This is a genomic window from Ornithinibacillus gellani (assembly GCF_003730295.1).
GTDB classification, from domain to species: Bacteria; Bacillota; Bacilli; order Bacillales; family Amphibacillaceae; genus Ornithinibacillus_A; species Ornithinibacillus_A gellani.
In genome coordinates this window covers 251,591-271,704 of the sequence record NZ_QTSZ01000037.1, presented here as the reverse complement: position 1 = coordinate 271,704, position 20,114 = coordinate 251,591, and the positions used below count along the sequence as shown (strand labels likewise).

Below are 20,114 nucleotides of genomic sequence, written 5' to 3'. Positions count from 1 at the left end.
AGTATAAATATGTCTATACAATTTGCAACGTATATCGATCATACATTACTGAAACCAGATGCAACCAAAGATCAAATTACAACGCTTGTTAAGGAAGCAGATACATACAAGTTTGCATCTGTATGTGTAAACCCTTATTGGGTGTCTTTTTGTGCGGATCAGTTAAAGGATTCTTCGGTTAAGGTTTGTACGGTTATTGGATTTCCTTTGGGAGCTAGTGCTACCGAAATAAAAGCATTTGAGACAAAGCAAGCCATTGCTGATGGCGCAGACGAAGTGGACATGGTGATCAATATTGGTGCTTTGAAGTCCGGCATGGACGACGTTGTTCGACAAGATATAGAAGCTGTAGTTAAGGCGACAACCGGCGAAGCATTGGTCAAAGTAATTATTGAAACATCATTATTAACGGAGGATGAAAAACGACGAGCATGCGAGCTTGCAGTTGCTGCAGGTGCTGATTTCGTCAAAACGTCTACTGGTTTTTCCGGTGGAGGAGCTACGGTTGCGGATGTTAAATTAATGCGAGAGGTTGTCGGAAAAGATATCGGAGTGAAGGCTTCTGGGGGTGTACGTAATCAACAAGATGCAATTGCTGTAATTGAAGCAGGGGCTAATCGAATTGGGGCAAGTGCTGGAATAGCAATTATTGAAGGAGATTCCGCACATACAGATTATTAATGTAGATTTGATTATTTCCTAGAGAATGCTTGAAAATAAGCAGTTGACCTAGAAGAATGTATATATTATAATTACGGAAGGTAAGGATTAACAATCCGATGCCTGTACAAACTGTTTTGTGCTTCGGAGGGAGGGAAATTAGCATGTCAAATACAACTCGCGTTCGTAAAAACGAGTCTCTTGAGGATGCTCTTCGTCGCTTTAAGCGTAGTGTGTCGAAAAGTGGTACACTATCTGAATATCGTAAGCGTGAATATTATGAAAAACCTAGTGTGCGCCGTAAAAAGAAATCAGAGGCAGCTAGAAAGCGTAAATACTAAAGAAGGTGCTTGAATTGTCGTTACTGACACGACTGAATACAGATATGAAGCAAGCCATGAAAGATCGCAACAAGGATGTCCTTGCTGTTATCCGTATGGTGAAAGCTTCATTACAGAATGAATCGATAAAACTTGGTAAATCGGAATTGTCCGAGGACGAAGAATTAACTATTTTATCAAGAGAATTAAAACAAAGAAAAGATTCCCTCCAAGAATTTAAGTCTGCTGGACGCGAAGATCTTGTTAAAAAACTTGAAGATGAAATCAATATTTTACAAGAATATATGCCGACTCAGCTTACAGATGATGAGCTGGAGGCAATCGTTCAGGTAACGATCTCAGAAGTTGGAGCAACTTCTAAAAAAGATATGGGTAAAGTAATGAGCGCCATCATGCCTAAGGTAAAAGGAAAGGCTGATGGAGCAAAAATTAATCAGCTTGTGCAAAAGCATTTAAGTTGATGATAATAAAAAGGTTCTTGTCTAGAATTCTAGGTAGGGGCCTTTTTATTTGTTTTAAATTATATATGAAAATATGTTGAAACGATTTTATTTATTAACATCTAATCTGTTTGAAATAATGAATATCCAATGGGTTAACGGTATGTTTTTATGATACTATTACATAGAATGCAAAAATTTTTGAAACCTAAAATGACATTGATACGTAAAAATATATAAGGGATGGGGGTGAAGGGTAATGCCGGGGAAAAAAAGTACGATTTACATACTGGCAATGATGCTCATTACTATTGGTTTATTTTATCCAGATATACAAAAGCAGGCAGTTTTTGCGGATGGTGAGGATAGCCTTGTCTATGTTATTCCAATTGAAAGAGAAGTAGAGCAAGGTTTGCTAGCATTTATGAAACGAGTAACAGGAGAGGCGATAGAAGAGGGTGCTGATCATATTATTTTTGAAATCGATACGCCTGGTGGAAGAGTAGATTCTGCGGAAGCAATTGGAAAACTATTGCAATCGCTTGAAATTCCAACCACCTCTTATATCGTTAGCAGGGCATATTCTGCCGGCTCTTATCTGGCATTAAATACAGATACAATCTATATGAATCCACAAGCTACGATGGGTGCAAGTGGTGTCATTACCTCAGATGGTAATGCCGCTGATAAAAAAGCACAATCAGCTTGGTTAGCTGCAATGAAGAGTGCAGCTGAATCAAAGGGAAGGGATCCACTTTATGCTGCGGCGATGGCAGATCCAGATATTGATTTACCAGAATACAGTGCTGGTAAAGGTGAATTTTTAACGTTGGGGCCTAATGATGCAGTTGAAGTAGGATATGCTGAGGGAATCGTCAATAACCGAGTCGCATTGCTACATGAGCTCGGTTTAAAGCATGCTACGATTATAGAGTCGGAGCCAACACCCGCAGAGGAAGTAGCACGATTTTTAACAAATCCTGTTGTAGTTCCCATTCTACTATCCATTGCTAGTCTAGGGCTCATCGTAGAACTTTATTCTCCAGGATTTGGTGTGCCAGGTATTATGGGTCTTGTATCACTTGTATTATTTTTCTATGGTCATGTGGTAGCTGGATTGGCTGGTATGGAAGCCATCATATTGCTCATTGTAGGCCTTGGGTTAATCATTGCTGAATTTTTTGTTGCCGGCGGTATTATTGGTTTACTTGGTGCTGGTGCTGTGATAGGTTCTTTATTCCTGGCAGGAGCAGACATCGCACATATGTCACTCAGCATTGGTATTGCATTTTTAGTTTCTGTTATTGCATCCGTTATTCTATTCAAAACAATTGGTATGGAGAAAGGTTTGTTCCGACATATTATTTTACGTGATAGCACAACTACGGAACAGGGCTATGTTTCATCTGAAAATCGATTAGAACTAATTGGGTTGGAGGGCGTAACTGTTACACCATTACGTCCAGCTGGTACAGCAAAATTTGACAATGAATTTATCGATGTTGTCTCGGAAGGAAGTTTCATCCAGCCTAATCAACAGGTTAAAGTTGTAAAAGTTGAAGGAGTTCGTGTCGTAGTAAGAGAAGTATAGTATAATACGGTTGTCCGGTGATATCATGGCCGGTTAACATAAAATATCCAAATACAGGAGGAATAAAACATGGAAGTTATGGATTTAATGCCAATCATTATAATTGCGGTTATATTGATTGCAGTCGCAATTTTATTTACTTTCATTCCGGTAATGCTATGGATTAGTGCACTTGCAGCCGGTGTTAAAGTTGGTATCTTTACGCTAGTGGGTATGAGACTTCGTCGAGTTGTACCAAATCGGGTTATTAATCCGTTAATCAAAGCCCATAAAGCGGGGCTAACGGTTACTACAAACCAACTAGAGAGTCATTATTTAGCTGGGGGTAACGTAGATCGCGTTGTTAACGCACTGATTGCTGCACATCGTGCGAATATTGAGTTAACATTTGAACGTGGCGCTGCAATTGATCTTGCAGGTAGAGATGTATTGGAAGCAGTGCAAATGAGTGTTAACCCTAAAGTAATTGAAACACCGTTTATTGCAGGTATTGCAATGGATGGTATTGAAGTAAAAGCATTAGCAAGAATTACTGTTCGTGCAAATATTGACCGACTTGTTGGTGGAGCTGGCGAAGAAACAGTAATCGCTCGTGTTGGTGAGGGGGTTGTTAGTACAATCGGTAGCTCACAGACACATAAACAAGTATTGGAAAATCCTGATTCCATATCCCATACGGTATTAGCAAAGGGATTGGATGCAGGTACTGCGTTTGAAATTTTATCCATTGATATTGCAGATGTGGACATCGGCAAAAACATTGGAGCTATTCTACAAACAGACCAAGCAGAGGCAGATAAAAACATCGCACAGGCGAAAGCAGAAGAACGTCGTGCAATGGCTGTCGCACAAGAACAAGAAATGGTTGCTCGTGTACAAGAGATGCGCGCACATGTGGTTGAGGCAGAAGCAGAGGTTCCTAAAGCCTTGGCAGAAGCACTACGTTCCGGAAACTTGGGTGTTATGGATTATATGAATTATAAAAACATTGATGCCGATACAGATATGCGGGATACCATTGGTAAACTAACGAAGGAAGAACACGAAGATAACGATCAATAATTCCAATCTGACTGTAAAGGAGGATTAAGATGGATGAATTATTTGATCTGATTTTTGGTAATCCAATTCTCATTATAATTATCATCGGTGCCCTTTATAGGTTTTTTTCAAATGCTGAAAAAGAACAAGGCGAGAAAAAGGAAAAGCCATGGGATAAACCAAGGCATGCCCCGACCCCTCGCCCAGCGAGAACACCTTCTGGGCCACGTCAAACAGCATCAAAGACGATGAGTCAAGCAAAGCAGCAAAAACAAACAAAAGAAACCACACACACTACTTCGCCAACTGTTGAAGAGATGCAACAACAGCAATTGGAAAAGTTAGCTGGAAAATATAAGACTAATTTAAACCAAAGCGCTTCAGGCAAAAAGAATGGTCACTTGCATCATGGATTAGGTGCTTCCATCGACGATGAAGTGAAGAATCCGGACGCGATTAACCATCATAAACGCAGGTTTAAAAAACAAATTAGAAATAAATTGAATCAAAGAGGTCTCGTCGACAGTATTGTGATGGCAGAAGTACTTGGTCCACCAAGGGCAAGAAAACCATATCAAACCATATTGGAGCAAAGAAAAAAATAGTTAGAGCTAAAACCATCTGTGCTTATTAGTCTAAGTGCAGATGGTTTTTTAAAATTGTAAATATAGTTAAGCCGTGCGGTCATGTTAACTGTTTCGCAATTCCACATTACTTCGCGTAATACAGTTTATATGGGAGCCTATTGCAGTTGATGGATGTAACATACTTGACTTACAAAAGGGTGCTGCTTTATGAGTTATGAAAAACAAATGCATTCCGTTCTGAAAACACCGCTTATTTCATACGTATAAATGAGAGGGGGAACGATCTGCATGAAAAAATGGCAGCGCCGAATCAGACCTTGGCTTATCAATCATCTATCCTTACCACCAGATGTCATGCTGGAGCTTCCACGCATTACCATCATTGGGGATATACATATATATGTGGAAAATCATCGCGGATTGCTTACTTTTACGAATACAGAGCTTCAGTTGAAATCTGCTAACGGCGCGATACAAATCATCGGATCCTCCTTCGTTATGAAAACAATGCTTCCTAAGGAAATTTTACTTGAAGGTAAAATTTTAGAAGTGAAATTTATCATGGACGCTTAAATAACGTATATAACGCTATAAGTTACAACGTTAGCAATGAGGGGGATAAGATGAAGCATATTCAGGGTGTATTTCTTACCGGTTATATTACGATAGCTATCAAAGGTGAACATCCAGAAGAATTCCTACAAGCATGTTCAGAAAAAGGAATTATTTTTTGGCAAGTACGTAAAATAGCAATGGATACGTATCAAGCTAATATGAGATTACAGGATCTAAAACATTTACGTAAGATTAAAAGAAAAGGACAACACATTACGTTTACACATAAAAAAGGTCTCCCCTTTGCTGTAAAACGGTTTTTAGCAAGAAAAGCGATGATGATCGCATTAATATTAAGTTTGTCGTTAATTGTGTTCCTTTCCAATATCATTTGGAAGGTTGAAGTAACTGGGGTACCAAAGGAAATAGAGGAAAAAATATATAAACAATTAACCTCATATGGCGTTCATCGAGGAGTTTGGTCCTTTTCATTGGATGGCGCGGGTAAAATACAACAACAGCTCATTGAAGATATACCAGAATTATTATGGGTTGGTGTCCATAAAAAAGGGACAACCTTTTATTTAGAAGGAATCGAAAAGGTCTTGGTTGAAGAAGAAAAAGTTACCGGACCGCGAGATTTGGTTGCAGCAAAAAAAGGAGTAATTCAGCGTATCTATGTATCAAAGGGAATACCAATGGTAGAGCGGAATGAACTGGTTCAAAAAGGTGATTTACTTGTAGCCGGCAATTTGACAAAAACGGAACAGCAGGAAGAGAAAAAGGAACAGACTTCACAACTTGTATCGGCAACAGGGGAAATTATTGCTACAACATGGTACGAGGTGGAGACGACTGTACCACTAGAAGCATCTTATGAGCTATTAACAGGAAAACATAAGAATAAATTTTATTTTGGAACGAAACAGTTGGTTCTTCCTATTTGGGGTTTTAAGGATCCAGATTTTGTTGCATATGATGTCGATAGGGACATACATGATATTTACTTTTTAAAATGGAAATTGCCGTTTCAATTTATAAAATCAACTTGGAATGAAAAAATAATTTTTCAAGACACGCGTACCCGCGAAGAAGCATTGGCAGCCGGCAAATTGCAAGCAAAAGAACAATTACAGCTTCAATTGGGACCGAAAGCAAAAATCGTGTCTGAAAAACTTTTGCATGAAACCGTGGAGCATGGTAAAGTTAAAATGAACTTATACTTTACCGTAGAGGAAAATATAGCAACTGCAAAAGCAATTGATGCTCGTTCGGAATGAGTAAGAATTTGTGATCGGGCAAACGTAAAAAACCAAGGAGATAGAACATGTCAGAAAATCTACGCACTATGAATTTGGAGCTTTCAGGGCCGAATGAAGCGTTGCAATTGTTTGGTATTAATGATAAATTTTTAAAGCATATTGAAGATGAGCTACAGGTATCGATTGTGACGAGAGGCGAACAAATAAGTGTTTCGGGCAATGAAACGGACATAGCGCTTGTCCAGGCAATTCTGCAAGCTATTCTTGCAGTTATTCGAAAAGGATTGACAGTAGCTGAGCGGGATGTTGTTTATGCAATTGATCTAGCCAAAAAAGGTAAATTAAATCAATTTGAAACTTTATTTGAAGATGTCATCACAAAAAATGCAAAAGGTAAATCTATTCGTGTCAAAACATTGGGTCAAAAAAGCTATATTGCCGCAATTCGGAGCCATGATCTTGTGTTTGGAATAGGCCCTGCAGGTACAGGTAAGACGTACCTCGCAGTCGTGATGGCTGTCCATGCCCTCAAAAATGGTCTTGTTAAGAAAATTATTTTAACAAGACCAGCAGTAGAAGCAGGTGAAAGCCTAGGATTCTTACCAGGTGATTTAAAGGAAAAGGTGGATCCATATTTACGTCCACTTTATGATGCACTTCATGATGTACTTGGGGTTGAACACACACTCCGATTAATTGAACGAGAGACCATTGAGATAGCGCCGCTCGCGTATATGAGAGGTCGGACGCTGGATGATGCGTTTGTCATTTTGGATGAAGCACAAAATACAACACCAGAACAGATGAAAATGTTTCTAACGCGTTTAGGTTTTGGATCAAAGATGGTTATAACAGGAGACATTACACAAATTGATTTGCCTAAGGGTGTTCGCTCAGGTTTAGAAGCAGCCACGGGTTTGTTAACAGGAGTAAAGGGTATTTCGTTTATCCATCTGGGACAAACAGATGTGGTTCGTCATCCACTGGTACAGCGAATTATCGCTGCATATGACAGTAAAAGTTGAATGTTTTTCATATTAGAGGTAAGACCCTATGGGAGGGTCTTATTTCTATATCATCGTCGCAATGAATGAGGTGTAATGATGAAAAAAATCCTAACAGCTATCAAACAATTTATGGATCATTTAAATGCCAAATGGATAACAGCTAGCCTATCCTTGCTTTTGCTTGCTGTTTTTTTGCTTTTGCTGACATTAAATAATGTTTATACACAAACATATGACCTCGAACGTTTTGGCATTGCCAAGGAAACCATTCGCTCTCCAATTACGATTGAAAATGAGCAAGAAACCGAACGGAAAACACGAGAAACTGTTCAAGCAGTTGAGGATCGTTATGATATAAATAATGAAATCACCCAGGAACGAATGGATTATACCGAGGAAATATTTGATGCGATTGACAAGCTGGAATCTGATAATACAAAGTCGGATAAAAAAAATGATAAAGATGTTGAAGTACGTACAACACATGAAAAATTATTGAAGCTGAAGCTTATTCTTTCCAATGAAATTGTTGAAAATATAGAGGAAAAAATTCTCGTAACATTACTGGAAACGCCAGCAGAAGATAGGAAAAGCGCAAAAAAAATGTTTGTCACATCACTTGAAGAGGTCATGAATCGTGGCGTTCGTACAGAGAATATAAAAAGTGCAACAGCCGAATTAAAACAATCTATAAAATTCTCTAATTTAAATGATCAAATGAAAAATACTTTAATCGATTTAAGTAGTTTTGCAGTAATAGAAAATTCATTTTTTGATTATGATAAAACAGATCAAGCTAGAAAAGAAGCAGCAAGTAATGTGGAGCCAGTAGTCATTCGTGCAGGAGAAATTATTGTACGAGAGGGTCAAACGATTACGAATGAAATATATGAGGAACTTAAATTGGTTGGTCTATTAAATAAAGAACGTAATGTATATCCTGTGATTGGGCTTGCTTTACTCTTATTATTAATCGTACTCGTAATGGCTTATGAACTATATTTATTATATCGCAAGCGAATGTTTGATTTACGCAAGGTTGCAGCCATCGTATTAATTAGTGTTGTTGTGGCTACGCTAATGAAAATAGTAAGTCTATACACTACTCAATCGAATCAGCTCTTCATTGTTGTTCCAGTGGCAACTGGTGTATTGTTAGTCAAGCAGTTAATCAATGAAAGACTAGCAATAGTCATGGCAGCATTATATGCCATCATTGGCAGCATTATTTTCAACGGACAAATTCCTGGCTCGTTAAATGTAGAAGCTGGCATTTATTTCTTTTTTTCACAATTGGCTGCGATTATCTTTTTAATGAATGTAAAAGACAGATTAGCAATCATTCGTTCAGGAATAGGCATGTCCATCATTAACATTGTTTGTGTCCTTATATTTCTATTTCTGTCGTTTGAAAAATATGCATGGAATGATGTTCTTATCCAATCAGGATTTGGAATAGCATCTGCATTCCTATCAGCGGTATTAACCATTGGATTATTGCCTTTTTTTGAAACTGGTTTGGGCATCCTATCTGACATTAAGCTATTACAGCTTTCCAGTCCCAATCAACCATTGTTGAAAAAAATATTGACGGAAGCACCAGGAACCTATCATCATTCTGTTATGGTAGCAAATTTAAGTGAGACAGCCTGTGATGCAATTGGTGCAAATGGATTGCTCGCACGAGTGGGTGCGTATTATCATGATATTGGGAAGACGGTTCGCCCCCATTATTTTATTGAAAATCAATTATCTATTAAAAATCCACATGATAGTATTCCGCCGACACAAAGTGCGGAAATAATCATTAATCATCCGTATGATGGTGCGGCATTACTGAAGAAGCATAAAATGCCAAAGGAAATTATTGATATTGCCAAGCAGCATCATGGAACAACTCTATTGAAGTTTTTCTATTATAAGGAAAAGGAATGTAACGAAGACGTGACAGAACAAGATTTTCGTTATCCTGGACCGAAGCCACAAACGAAAGAAGCAGCAATTATTTGTATTTGTGATTCAGTGGAGGCGGCGGTTCGTTCATTAAAAGAACCAACAGAAGAAAAGATTGATGAAATTGTTTCTTCGATTGTAAATGATCGTTTAATGGATGGACAACTAGATGAGTGTCCTTTGACAATTCATGAATTAAAAACAGTTCATCAAACAATTTGTGAGGCACTAAAGGGTATATTCCATTCCAGAATTCAATACCCAATGAAGGAGGCAAAATAATGCACATTTATTTTCATGACCGGACGGCGTCTGTTTCATCAGACATAATCACGATGCTTCAAGACTTGCTACGCTTTGCAGCAACGAAAGAATCGGTAACCAATGAAGCTGAGCTCTCCGTTAACTTCGTTGATGACGCTGAAATTCAGGAATTAAACCGAAATTACCGACAGCAAAATCGTCCAACCGATGTGATTTCCTTCGCAATGCAAGAGCCTGTAGAAGGAGAATTACCAATTGTCGGCGATCATTTACCGCTTGTATTAGGCGATATCGTAATTTCAATTGATCGAGCAAAAGCACAAGCAGGAGAGTATGAACATTCATTGGAAAGAGAAATTGGTTTTCTAGCCGTACATGGATTCCTTCATTTACTCGGATACGATCATCTGAATGAGGCAGACGAGAAGAAAATGTTTGGTCGTCAGGATGAATTACTGGAGGAGTTTGGTCTTGAAAGGTAAGAAACATGGTATTGGATTTCGCCATGCTTTGGACGGTATTTTGCAGGTAATGAAATCAGAGCGAAACTTTCGAATACATCTTGTTTTCATCGGAATCGTGATGGTGGCGGGAATAGTGTTATCATTAAATCGACTGGAATGGGTTACCATTTTAGTGGTCATAGGTCTGGTTCTTACAGCCGAGATGTGCAATACAACGATTGAAAAAATAATTGACTATGTAAAACCAGACATACATCCATCTGCCAAAGCAATAAAGGATATTGCTGCCGGCAGTGTCCTTATAGCCGCATTCATTTCTGTCATAGTAGGCTTCCTTATTTTCTTACCAAAATTGTGGAAGTTCTTTTAATACAACAGATAGCCTTTCATTTCCATCTAGTAATTTACTTTTAGAAAGAATTGATGTATCAAGAATACGCATACGTACGATAATTACAAGCCACCAAGCAGGTGGTTTTTATTTTTTTATTTTTCGATGAATATCATTCGACAAATTCCTTGTTTCAGAAGCGAAGAAAAGTATGTTTTTACATCTTTTGTCGAATGCATGAAACTTGGACTTTTTTATAGTATGATAAAAGATAATAAAAATGAAGATAATAAAATCAGATGGTCTCTTAAAGATGCATCAATGGAGGAACATACATGACGGAGCATTATAAATCAGGTTTTATTGCAATAATTGGTAGACCAAATGTCGGGAAGTCCACGTTTATGAATCGAGTAATCGGCCAGAAAATTGCAATTATGAGTGACAAACCACAAACAACTAGAAATAAAATTCAAGGTGTGTTAACAGATAAGGATGCACAATTCATTTTCATTGACACGCCAGGTATTCATAAACCAAAACATCGACTCGGTGATTTTATGGTCCAAATAGCTGAGAACACATTAAATGAAGTAGATGCAGTATTGTTTATGATTAATGCGAAAGAAGGTTATGGTAAGGGAGATCAATATATCTTAGAGCTTTTAAACCGTGTGAAGCGACCTGTCTTTCTTATTATTAATAAAATTGATCTTGTTCATCCAGATGAGTTATTACCCTTAATTGAACAATATAAAGATAAGCATTCTTTTGAAGAAATCATTCCGATATCTGCTTTGGAAGGAAATAATGTGGGGCATATGCTGCAAGTGTTAAAAAAACACATGCCTGAAGGACCACAATTTTATCCAGAGGACCAAGTAACAGATCATCCCGAACGCTTTATTATCGGTGAGCTTATACGTGAAAAAGTACTGCAATTGACGAAGGAAGAAATACCACATTCAGTTGCGGTTATCGTTGAAAATATTCAAGAACGTGAAAATGAAAAATTACTCGTTCAAGCGACGATTATCACGGAAAGAAGTACCCAAAAAGGAATCTTAATAGGTAAACAAGGATCGATGCTAAAAAACATCGGCCGTAAAGCTCGAGCGGATATAGAGGCTTTACTCGGATCAAAGGTATATCTTGAACTTTGGGTAAAAGTGCAAAAGGATTGGAGAAACAAACAATCTCAACTATATCAGCTAGGGTTCCGAAATGATGAATATTAATACTGGTAAATTTTAAATGTCATTGTTTTCTTCAGAGTGGAAAATCTATAAATAGGCAGTCATTGAATTGTCTGTAATATATTTGCATAGACCAATTAGCTGTAGCAAGCCGTGAACACATTGTTTGCTAAAGGATTTGTGCCTAGATGGATGCATATAAGCTTTTTCATTGGTTAAGAAAGGTGGTTTTTCTTGTGATTGACTTGACTTGGAAAATATTTAGTCAAACAGGGAATATTGAAGCCTATTTGTTATTGAAAGAGTTGGAAGATGAACCACAAGCAAGTGAGCACCATTCACCAGCAAACTCAGAGGCTGCAACGCAAGACACAAATTTATAAAAGATAGATAAAGGTTCATTGGGAGAAGGTGGAAAGGTGCTTGAGAAAATTGAAGGGTTTATTATGAAAACACAAGATTATGGGGAATCACATAAAATTGTAACGATTTTTAGTAAAAAACTCGGGAAATTTTCAGCAATTGCTAGAGGAGCGAAGAAACCTAAAAGTCGAATGGCTGCTTCCACACAGCCATTCGTCTATGGTCAATATCTCATATATGTATCAACAGGATTGAGTTCCATTCAGCAAGGTGAAATTCTGGATTCCTTTCGCGAGATTCGTGAGGATATTTTTAAGACGGCATATACGGCTTTTATAATGGAACTCACAGATAAGCTGGTCGATAAACAAAAACCAGATGCTTTCTTGTTTGAACAATTACGTCAAACGATTGATTGGATTAATGAGCATGATCAAGCAGATATTCCGATTATGATGTATGAGATGAAGCTATTTAGAACAGGTGGATTTGCGCCAGTTGTTAATCAGTGTGTGAATTGTGGGTCAACGTCTGCCCCCTTTCACTTTTCGATTGTGGAGGGCGGCCTATTATGCAACAGCTGTAAGATGAAAGATCCCGACAGTATACCATTGCCTTCAGCTGTTCCTAGATTATTATATTTGTTTGCAAATGTTAGTTTAGACCAAGTTAGCTCCATATCTGTGAAAGAAGAAAATATCCAATTGATTCGGCAGTTATTAGATGCTTATTATGATCGATATGGTGGATATTTTTTAAAAACAAAAAAAGTTTTAAAGCAATTAGACGTGCTAAAATAGTGGTTTAGTTGACAAATGAACAATATATCAGTATGATTTTTACATATTTATTAATACATTTGCTGTTTAGATGAAGAAGAGTACCTTGTGTAATCTATTGAAGCGAATCCAGGTTGGTGAGAGCTGGATACGGATGCTATAGGGAAAGGAGCCTTCGGAGCAGTATGATATAAAGTGGCACAGCTAAGGCTGGGCAAGTAGGGTGGAACCGCGGTAATAAGCCGTCCCTATGTCTATAATTTAGGCATAGGGACGGCTTTTTCATGATGTTCTGCTTTACCTATTAGAAAAGGAGTGCAACAGTAGTGAACATTCAAAAAATGATTTTGACGTTACAAGAATATTGGTCCAAGCAAAACTGTATTTTAATGCAGGCATATGATGTTGAAAAGGGGGCTGGTACGATGTCACCAATGACATTGCTCCGCAGTTTGGGGCCTGAGCCATGGAATGTGGCATATGTAGAGCCGTCTAGAAGACCAGCTGATGGTCGTTATGGCGAAAACCCTAATCGATTATATCAGCATCACCAATTTCAAGTGATTATGAAGCCATCACCGGATCGTATACAAGAACTTTATTTGGAATCATTAAAAGCACTGGGTGTTAATCCATTGGAACATGATATTCGTTTTGTAGAGGATAATTGGGAAAACCCGACACTCGGGGCTGCGGGGCTTGGATGGGAAGTCTGGCTAGATGGTATGGAGATTACGCAGTTCACCTATTTCCAACAAATCGGTGGATTGGAAGCAAATCCAGTGGCTGTGGAACTCACCTATGGCATAGAACGACTTGCCTCTTATATCCAAGACAAAGATAATGTGTTTGATTTAGAGTGGACATCGGGTGTTACAGTAAGGGATATTTTTGGTCAGCCAGAATACGAGCATTCTAAATATACATTTGAAGAATCTGATACAGAAATGTTGTTCCAATTATTTACTATGTACGAAAAAGAAGCGGCTGCAACAATGGATAAGGGACTCGTTTTTCCTGCTTATGATTATGTCCTTAAGTGTTCGCACACATTTAACTTATTGGATGCACGTGGGGTTATATCTGTGACAGAGCGAACAGGTTATATTGGGAGAATTAGAAGTCTAGCAAGAAATATTGCCAAGGCATATGTAGCTGAAAGAGAAAGACTTGGTTTCCCAATGTTGAAAAAGGAGGTAAATTAAATTGACAGCGTCTATTTTAATTGAAATTGGATTAGAAGAGCTTCCAGCAAGATTTATTGATGCATCAGAAAAACAATTAGCAGATAAAATGCATAATTGGCTACACGCCTCGCGCATTTCTTTTAACGCCATTGAATCCTATTCTACACCTAGAAGACTTGCGGTACTCGTGAAAAATGTTGCAACAGAACAAGAGACAATTGAAGAAGAAAGTAAGGGACCGGCTCTTAAAATCGCGAAAGACAGTGAAGGAAATTGGACAAAAGCCGCCATTGGATTTACGAAAGGCCAAGGAAAAACAACAGATGATATTTATGTGAAAGAAATAAAAGGTGTGGAGTATATCCATATCAATAAACGCATAGAAGGAAAGCGTACAATTGAATTATTACCGGACTTTCAACAGGAGATCACCTCCATGCATTTCCCAAAAAATATGCGTTGGGGAAACGGTCAAATGAAATTTATCAGACCAATACGTTGGATTACTGCGTTGTATGGTGAGCAGGTCATTCCTTTTCAAATTGCCGGTGTACAAAGCTCAAATATAACCCATGGCCATCGTTTCCTAGGTGCAGACACACAAATACACACTGCAGATGCATACGTAGAAACATTAAAAAGCCAATTTGTCATTGTGCAATCAAACGTTCGTGAAAAAATGATTCGAAACCAGATGAAGGAATTAGAACAACAACGGCATTTTACAATTGCAATTGATGAATCATTAATGCGGGAAGTACGTAATCTTGTGGAATATCCAAGCTTGTTTGTAGGTAATTTCGACGAAAACTACTTGAACCTACCAGAAGAAGTGTTGATTACTTCTATGAAGGAGCATCAACGTTATTTTCCAGTGAAATCTGCAGTTGGATCGTTATTACCATTTTTTGCAGCAGTACGAAATGGAGATAAGCATGCAATGGATACGGTAGCTCGTGGAAATGAAAAAGTACTCCATGCTCGTCTTGCAGATGCGCAGTTCTTTTATGATGAGGATCGAAAACAGTCCATCGCAACGTTCCAGGATAAGTTATCACGGGTTGTATTCCAAGAAAAATTAGGTACTTATCAGCAAAAGGTTAATCGAGTAGTTCAAATTGCAAGTGAAATTGCAAACCAATTAAATCTTAGTAATGACGAGAAACAGATCACAAAACGTGCTGCTGAGCTATGTAAATTTGATCTTGTTACCAATATGGTGAATGAATTTCCGGAGCTTCAAGGGTTGATGGGAATGAAATACGCTATCCACTTTGGTGAAGATAAAGACACAGCCATCGCAATTGGGGAACAATATTTGCCAAATCATGCTAATGGCGATCTACCTAAAACGGTTGCTGGATCAATTGTAAGTGTAGCAGATAAATTAGATACAATTGCTGGCTGCATTTTTGCAGGATTACGACCAACTGGTTCACAGGATCCGCATGGATTGAGAAGACAAGCAATTGGTGTTCTTCGTATCATGCAAGAGCATGATTGGGATATAACCGTTGAAAAACTTATTCATATACCAGTTGACGTATATCAATCTTTAGACAATATGGATACAAATGTTCCAACTATAGAAGAATTGAAAGATTTTGTTCGCCAACGAGCTGCCTTTTTATTAAAAGAAATATCTGTTCAACCAGATGTGATTGAAGCGATATTAAGTAATGAAATAGGTGTCTTAACTTATTCTGTCAATAAAGCGAAGGAACTTATGCGGCAAAGAAATAATATAGAATTCAAAAATATACAAGAAGCACTCGTTCGGATTTTAAATTTAGCAAAAAAGGCAGAGTCTACATCCATTCAACCGGAGCTTTTTGAAACGCCTTCAGAGTCAGCGTTGCATGATAAGATAATGGAAATTACGAATTCATATCAAGCAGCTAAAGAAAATCAAAATGCTACAGAGGCGCTGGAGCAGCTTAGTGCACTAGCGAATCCGATTCATGAATTCTTTGACCATAATATGGTCATGGTCGATGATGAAAAATTACGAGAAAATCGCTTAGCATTAATTAAGTATATTGCAGAGCTTATCATTGATTACGCAGATTTTGGCAGTGTAGAATGGAAGCAGCACCAACGATAAGTAAATAGTTTCTGTGTTTTTTAGCTAATATCCACATTATTTCGCACAAAAGTATGACATAGATTTCTTTTTATGGCCCAATCATATATAATATTGAAAAGTAGTATGACATACTGAATAATGGGTGGTGATGATGTGGAACTGTCAATGAGACAAGAGAAGATCCTGGAAATCGTAAAAGCGAACGGACCAATAACGGGTGAGAACATTGCGGAGCAGCTGAATTTAACGAGAGCAACATTACGGCCTGATCTCGCTATTTTAACGATGGCTGGATTTTTGGATGCAAGGCCGAGGGTCGGCTATTTCTTTACCGGCAAGACGGGCACGGAGTTGTTGACAGAGAAAATTAAAAAGTATAAAATTCATGAGCATCTTTCCATACCTATTGTAGTAAATGAAGAAATGTCCGTTTATGATGCAATTTCGACCATGTTCTTGGAGGATGTTGGAACACTTTTTGTAGTGGATGTTCACTCATGTCTAACTGGTGTATTATCTCGTAAAGATTTATTGCGTGCCAGTATTGGCAATCAAGATTTGCACTCCTTGTCTGTACATATTATTATGACTCGGATGCCAAATATTGCAGTATGTCGAAAAGACGATTTATTAATTGATGCAGCAAAGCAATTAATTACGAAACAAATCGATGGTCTTCCAGTTGTGAAAGATACAGAACAAGGATTAGAAGTGATTGGTCGTATCACCAAAACAACGATTACAAAGGTGTTTGTCGAATTAATTACAGACGAGCATATATAATGAGGGGGCTAGTAAATGGAAGCCAAGCCACTAGTATATGTACTTTCGGATTCCGTTGGTGAGACAGCAGAGTTAGTTATAAAAGCGGGCTTAAGCCAATTCAATAATGGGGAATACAAAATTCAACGTATCCCTTATGTGGATGATGTGGAAACTATTGACGATGCAATGCAGCTTGTTCAAGAAAATGGCGCAATGATTGGTTTCACACTAGTCGATCCGGTTTTGCGCAATTATGTGAATGAACAAGCAACAAAACTGAATATCAAGGCAGTAGATATTATGGGGCCGATGCTTCATGCGATGGAGGAAGTATTTGATACAAAACCAAGGCTGGAGCCAGGACTTGTTCATAAGCTGGATGAAGATTACTTCAAAAAAGTAGAAGCAATTGAATTTGCTGTGAAATATGATGATGGAAGAGATCCAAGAGGCATAGCGAGAGCTGATATTATTTTGATTGGTGTCTCTCGGACGTCAAAGACACCATTATCTCAATATCTTGCATTAAAACGATTAAAGGTTGCCAACGTACCAATCGTACCAGAGGTTGACCCACCTGAAGAATTATTCGATGTTGATCCTGAAAAATGTATTGGTTTACGTATACGACCAGATAAATTAAATGATATAAGAAAAGAAAGATTAAAAGCACTTGGACTTGCTGATGAAGCAACATATGCGAACATTAAAAGGATTCACCACGAATTGGAATACTTTGATAAAGTGGTTGGCCGGATTGGCTGTCATGTTATTGATGTGTCTAATAAAGCAGTAGAAGAAACAGCTAATATCATATTACAGTTTATCCAAAAGAAATAAGAAACATACATGTAAAGTAGAATTAAAAGGTAAGCATTTTGTGTGATTTAACAAAATGTTTATCTTTTTATTTCGATCCAAAAGGAAGATAAAAAAATAGTATTTTAACAGAATGTGTATTATAATTAGATTTTGTGTTAAAAGTACTTGCTAAGTACCTTTTTATACCTCCAATGTTTATGTTTGACGGACAAAGATATTCTGAAAAATAAAACATTGATTTTCAAGAAGGAATTTAAAGCAGTCATGTAGAATAATGTATAACAGGGTAATTATTTGGGGTAAAATTTTAATTTTACGTGCAGATACTTGCCAAATGAATAAAGTTTATAAATACCAAAAATGAGGTATTTTAAACTAAAAACGCCTAAAACAGCAATGAGTTACGTTCCTCATCGAGGGGCAATGCAGTGGAGAGGCGATTTTTCAGAAAAGAAATTTGTCGAATATTGGAGGATTATTTATTGGAATATCGAATTACTATAAAATGTGTTTATTTAAATGTATTAAATAAACGATAAAGCTTGGTGGGATGAATGTCGAATCAAATACCTGAAGAAACAATTGAATCTATTCGTAAATCCAATGATATTGTTGATGTTGTCGGTGAGTATGTTCAACTTAAAAAACAGGGGAAAAACTTTTTTGGTCTGTGCCCATTCCACGGGGAGAATACACCTTCATTTTCTGTTACTCAAGAAAAACAGATTTTCCACTGCTTTGGATGTGGTAAAGGCGGAAACGTCATAACTTTTATGATGGAAATGGAAGGATTTTCGTTTTTTGAAGCCTTAAAATATTTGGCTGCTAAAACTGGGATTAGTCTTCCTGAATCAACCATGCAGCAAGAAAACTCCATATCAAAAGAAAATCAAGATATTCTTTCTGCTTACGAATGGTTAACGAAGCTTTATAATCATTTGCTTCGCCATGCAAAGGATGGAAAAGAGGGTTATGCCTATTTTAAAGGCAGAGGATTAACGGATGAAACGATTGATCAGTTTAAATTGGGATTTGCTCCCAATGTGAATGATTTTACAAAAACCTTTTTAGAAAAGAAAGGCTTCCATTCATCCATGCTCGTGAAAGCTGGTTTATTATCATTAAATGATGATCATTCTATAACGGATAGCTTTCGAGGTCGAGTGATTTACCCAATCCGTAATCATATTGGTAAGACAATTGCGTTTGCTGGTAGAACGATTACAGAACAAGGACCCAAGTACCTGAACAGTTCAGAAAGTGAATTGTTTCAAAAAGGAAGATTACTTTATAATTTTGATTTAGCGAAAAAGCATATTCGCAAGCAAAATGAAGCAGTATTGTTTGAAGGATATATGGACGTTATTTCCGCCTACCAAGCTGGTGTCAGAAATAGTATCGCTACAATGGGAACTGCACTGACCGAATCGCAAGCGAAATTATTAAGACGCTATGTTGATACGGTTGTGATTTGTTTTGATGCTGATCAAGCCGGGTTGGATGGCGCATATAAAGCTGCAGCAATTCTTCAAAATGCAGGCTGCCTTGTTAAGGTAGCAAATGTTGGCGAAGGATTGGATCCAGATGGATATATCCAAGAATACGGGGCGGAAGCTTTTCAGAAGCATATTATTGACGCGAGCGACACGTATATGTCTTTTTTTATGAGATATATAAAAAAAGATTATAATGTACAGGTTGAAGGAGATCGCTTTCAGTATATTGAAGTAGTATTAAAGCGAATTGCTTTGATTGAAAGCCCTGTGGAAAGGGAATATTATGTACAGGAGCTTGCAAAAGAATATGATTTGTCGGCAGATACTTTACTTCAGGAAGTACAAGCATATCGCCAGCAATCGGTTAAAGTCAAGGATAATAGGGAAAAAGACCGATATACTAATAAGACAAATCATTTTATCAAACCAAAGCGTTTACTTCCCGCGTTTCATAATGCGGAAAGGCAATTGATTGCTTATATGCTGCAAGATGCTTCTATTGCTGATAAGGTTCAGCGAGAAATAGGAGTGGATTTTAATATTGAAATGCATAAAGTAATTGCCACTTATCTTTATGCATTTTATGAAGAAGGTAAGGACGCAGATGTAAGTTTGTTTATAGAACGATTAACAGACGAAACACACAGGAAATATATTTCCGAGATTGCGATGATACCGATATATGGTGAAATAACTGATAAGGAAATAAATGATTATATACGAATCATTCGCTCCGAAAATAAAGATTTGGCAAGTATGAGGCATTTAAAGCAGCAGCAGAAACTTGCCGAACAGCAGGATGATCCAATGAAAGCGGCAGAAATTGCAATGCAGATTATTTTATTAAAGAAACAAATGAAAGAGCATTATTAACTTCTTGTTATATGTAATAAGCTTATATATGTAAACAGCAAGTAGACTGAA

The 20,114-nt window shown here is 37.6% G+C and carries 20 protein-coding genes; all 20 read left to right on the top strand.

Annotation, left to right across the window (positions count from 1 at the left end):
* Positions 1-9 precede the first annotated feature (9 nt).
* The 20 genes from deoC (at position 10) to dnaG (ending at position 20,063) form a co-directional block, all read left to right on the top strand.
* Positions 10-681, top strand: coding sequence for a deoxyribose-phosphate aldolase (gene deoC / locus DX933_RS11775; RefSeq protein ID WP_123316622.1), 672 nt, complete (start codon positions 10-12; stop codon positions 679-681).
* A 143-nt stretch (positions 682-824) separates the two neighbouring features.
* On the top strand, positions 825-1,001 hold the full coding sequence (gene rpsU / locus DX933_RS11770; protein ID WP_047183793.1) for a 30S ribosomal protein S21: 177 nt from the start codon (positions 825-827) through the stop codon (positions 999-1,001).
* Positions 1,002-1,015: 14 nt separating this feature from the next.
* Positions 1,016-1,462, top strand: a complete 447-nt coding sequence (locus DX933_RS11765; protein ID WP_123316621.1) for a GatB/YqeY domain-containing protein — start codon at positions 1,016-1,018, stop codon at positions 1,460-1,462.
* 238 nt (positions 1,463-1,700) lie between these two features.
* Positions 1,701-3,032: an NfeD family protein gene (locus DX933_RS11760; RefSeq protein ID WP_123316620.1), complete on the top strand. Its 1,332-nt coding sequence runs from the start codon at positions 1,701-1,703 to the stop codon at positions 3,030-3,032.
* A 69-nt stretch (positions 3,033-3,101) separates the two neighbouring features.
* Entirely contained in the window at positions 3,102-4,094 is a 993-nt protein-coding gene (gene floA / locus DX933_RS11755) for a flotillin-like protein FloA (RefSeq protein ID WP_123316619.1), read from the top strand.
* A 29-nt stretch (positions 4,095-4,123) separates the two neighbouring features.
* Entirely contained in the window at positions 4,124-4,678 is a 555-nt protein-coding gene (locus tag DX933_RS11750; protein WP_123316618.1) for a hypothetical protein, read from the top strand.
* 270 nt (positions 4,679-4,948) lie between these two features.
* Positions 4,949-5,233, top strand: coding sequence for a sporulation protein YqfC (yqfC, locus tag DX933_RS11745; protein ID WP_123316617.1), 285 nt, complete (start codon positions 4,949-4,951; stop codon positions 5,231-5,233).
* A gap of 50 nt (positions 5,234-5,283) precedes the next feature.
* The gene (yqfD, locus tag DX933_RS11740; RefSeq protein WP_123316616.1) at positions 5,284-6,495 is read left to right on the top strand and encodes a sporulation protein YqfD; all 1,212 of its coding nucleotides are present in this window, start codon (positions 5,284-5,286) and stop codon (positions 6,493-6,495) included.
* A gap of 47 nt (positions 6,496-6,542) precedes the next feature.
* The gene (locus DX933_RS11735; RefSeq protein WP_123316615.1) at positions 6,543-7,502 is read left to right on the top strand and encodes a PhoH family protein; all 960 of its coding nucleotides are present in this window, start codon (positions 6,543-6,545) and stop codon (positions 7,500-7,502) included.
* A 78-nt stretch (positions 7,503-7,580) separates the two neighbouring features.
* Positions 7,581-9,719: an HD family phosphohydrolase gene (locus DX933_RS11730; RefSeq protein WP_123316614.1), complete on the top strand. Its 2,139-nt coding sequence runs from the start codon at positions 7,581-7,583 to the stop codon at positions 9,717-9,719.
* On the top strand, positions 9,719-10,183 hold the full coding sequence (ybeY, locus tag DX933_RS11725) for an rRNA maturation RNase YbeY (RefSeq protein WP_123316613.1): 465 nt from the start codon (positions 9,719-9,721) through the stop codon (positions 10,181-10,183). Before DX933_RS11730 ends, ybeY begins: the two co-directional genes overlap by 1 nt.
* Entirely contained in the window at positions 10,173-10,535 is a 363-nt protein-coding gene (locus DX933_RS11720; RefSeq protein ID WP_223805953.1) for a diacylglycerol kinase family protein, read from the top strand. Before ybeY ends, DX933_RS11720 begins: the two co-directional genes overlap by 11 nt.
* Before the next feature lie 296 nt (positions 10,536-10,831).
* Entirely contained in the window at positions 10,832-11,734 is a 903-nt protein-coding gene (era, locus tag DX933_RS11715; protein ID WP_123316611.1) for a GTPase Era, read from the top strand.
* Between the two features lie 194 nt (positions 11,735-11,928).
* A complete protein-coding gene (locus tag DX933_RS11710) occupies positions 11,929-12,075 on the top strand; it encodes a YqzL family protein (RefSeq protein ID WP_123316742.1) in 147 nt (48 codons plus the stop codon).
* A gap of 36 nt (positions 12,076-12,111) precedes the next feature.
* Positions 12,112-12,855 carry a DNA repair protein RecO gene (recO, locus tag DX933_RS11705; RefSeq protein ID WP_123316610.1) on the top strand — a complete coding sequence of 248 codons (744 nt, stop codon included), beginning with the start codon at positions 12,112-12,114 and terminating at the stop codon, positions 12,853-12,855.
* Between the two features lie 305 nt (positions 12,856-13,160).
* Positions 13,161-14,039, top strand: a complete 879-nt coding sequence (gene glyQ / locus DX933_RS11700; protein ID WP_123316609.1) for a glycine--tRNA ligase subunit alpha — start codon at positions 13,161-13,163, stop codon at positions 14,037-14,039.
* A gap of 1 nt (position 14,040) precedes the next feature.
* A complete protein-coding gene (glyS, locus tag DX933_RS11695) occupies positions 14,041-16,125 on the top strand; it encodes a glycine--tRNA ligase subunit beta (RefSeq protein WP_123316608.1) in 2,085 nt (694 codons plus the stop codon).
* Positions 16,126-16,245: 120 nt separating this feature from the next.
* The gene (locus DX933_RS11690; protein ID WP_148667372.1) at positions 16,246-16,890 is read left to right on the top strand and encodes a helix-turn-helix transcriptional regulator; all 645 of its coding nucleotides are present in this window, start codon (positions 16,246-16,248) and stop codon (positions 16,888-16,890) included.
* A 15-nt stretch (positions 16,891-16,905) separates the two neighbouring features.
* Positions 16,906-17,712, top strand: coding sequence for a pyruvate, water dikinase regulatory protein (locus tag DX933_RS11685; protein ID WP_123316606.1), 807 nt, complete (start codon positions 16,906-16,908; stop codon positions 17,710-17,712).
* 536 nt (positions 17,713-18,248) lie between these two features.
* Entirely contained in the window at positions 18,249-20,063 is a 1,815-nt protein-coding gene (gene dnaG, locus DX933_RS11680) for a DNA primase (RefSeq protein ID WP_123316605.1), read from the top strand.
* Positions 20,064-20,114 lie beyond the last annotated feature (51 nt).

What these genes read in the sequence shown, in the direction of transcription:
- deoC (WP_123316622.1), top strand. Translation starts at nt 10, where the DNA reads ATGTCTATACAATTTGCAACGTATATCGATCATACATTACTGAAACCA.
- rpsU (WP_047183793.1), top strand. Translation starts at nt 825, where the DNA reads ATGTCAAATACAACTCGCGTTCGTAAAAACGAGTCTCTTGAGGATGCT.
- DX933_RS11760 (WP_123316620.1), top strand. Translation starts at nt 1,701, where the DNA reads ATGCCGGGGAAAAAAAGTACGATTTACATACTGGCAATGATGCTCATT.
- floA (WP_123316619.1), top strand. Translation starts at nt 3,102, where the DNA reads ATGGAAGTTATGGATTTAATGCCAATCATTATAATTGCGGTTATATTG.
- DX933_RS11750 (WP_123316618.1), top strand. Translation starts at nt 4,124, where the DNA reads ATGGATGAATTATTTGATCTGATTTTTGGTAATCCAATTCTCATTATA.
- yqfC (WP_123316617.1), top strand. Translation starts at nt 4,949, where the DNA reads ATGAAAAAATGGCAGCGCCGAATCAGACCTTGGCTTATCAATCATCTA.
- yqfD (WP_123316616.1), top strand. Translation starts at nt 5,284, where the DNA reads ATGAAGCATATTCAGGGTGTATTTCTTACCGGTTATATTACGATAGCT.
- DX933_RS11735 (WP_123316615.1), top strand. Translation starts at nt 6,543, where the DNA reads ATGTCAGAAAATCTACGCACTATGAATTTGGAGCTTTCAGGGCCGAAT.
- DX933_RS11730 (WP_123316614.1), top strand. Translation starts at nt 7,581, where the DNA reads ATGAAAAAAATCCTAACAGCTATCAAACAATTTATGGATCATTTAAAT.
- ybeY (WP_123316613.1), top strand. Translation starts at nt 9,719, where the DNA reads ATGCACATTTATTTTCATGACCGGACGGCGTCTGTTTCATCAGACATA.
- era (WP_123316611.1), top strand. Translation starts at nt 10,832, where the DNA reads ATGACGGAGCATTATAAATCAGGTTTTATTGCAATAATTGGTAGACCA.
- DX933_RS11690 (WP_148667372.1), top strand. Translation starts at nt 16,246, where the DNA reads ATGGGTGGTGATGATGTGGAACTGTCAATGAGACAAGAGAAGATCCTG.
- DX933_RS11685 (WP_123316606.1), top strand. Translation starts at nt 16,906, where the DNA reads ATGGAAGCCAAGCCACTAGTATATGTACTTTCGGATTCCGTTGGTGAG.
- dnaG (WP_123316605.1), top strand. Translation starts at nt 18,249, where the DNA reads ATGTCGAATCAAATACCTGAAGAAACAATTGAATCTATTCGTAAATCC.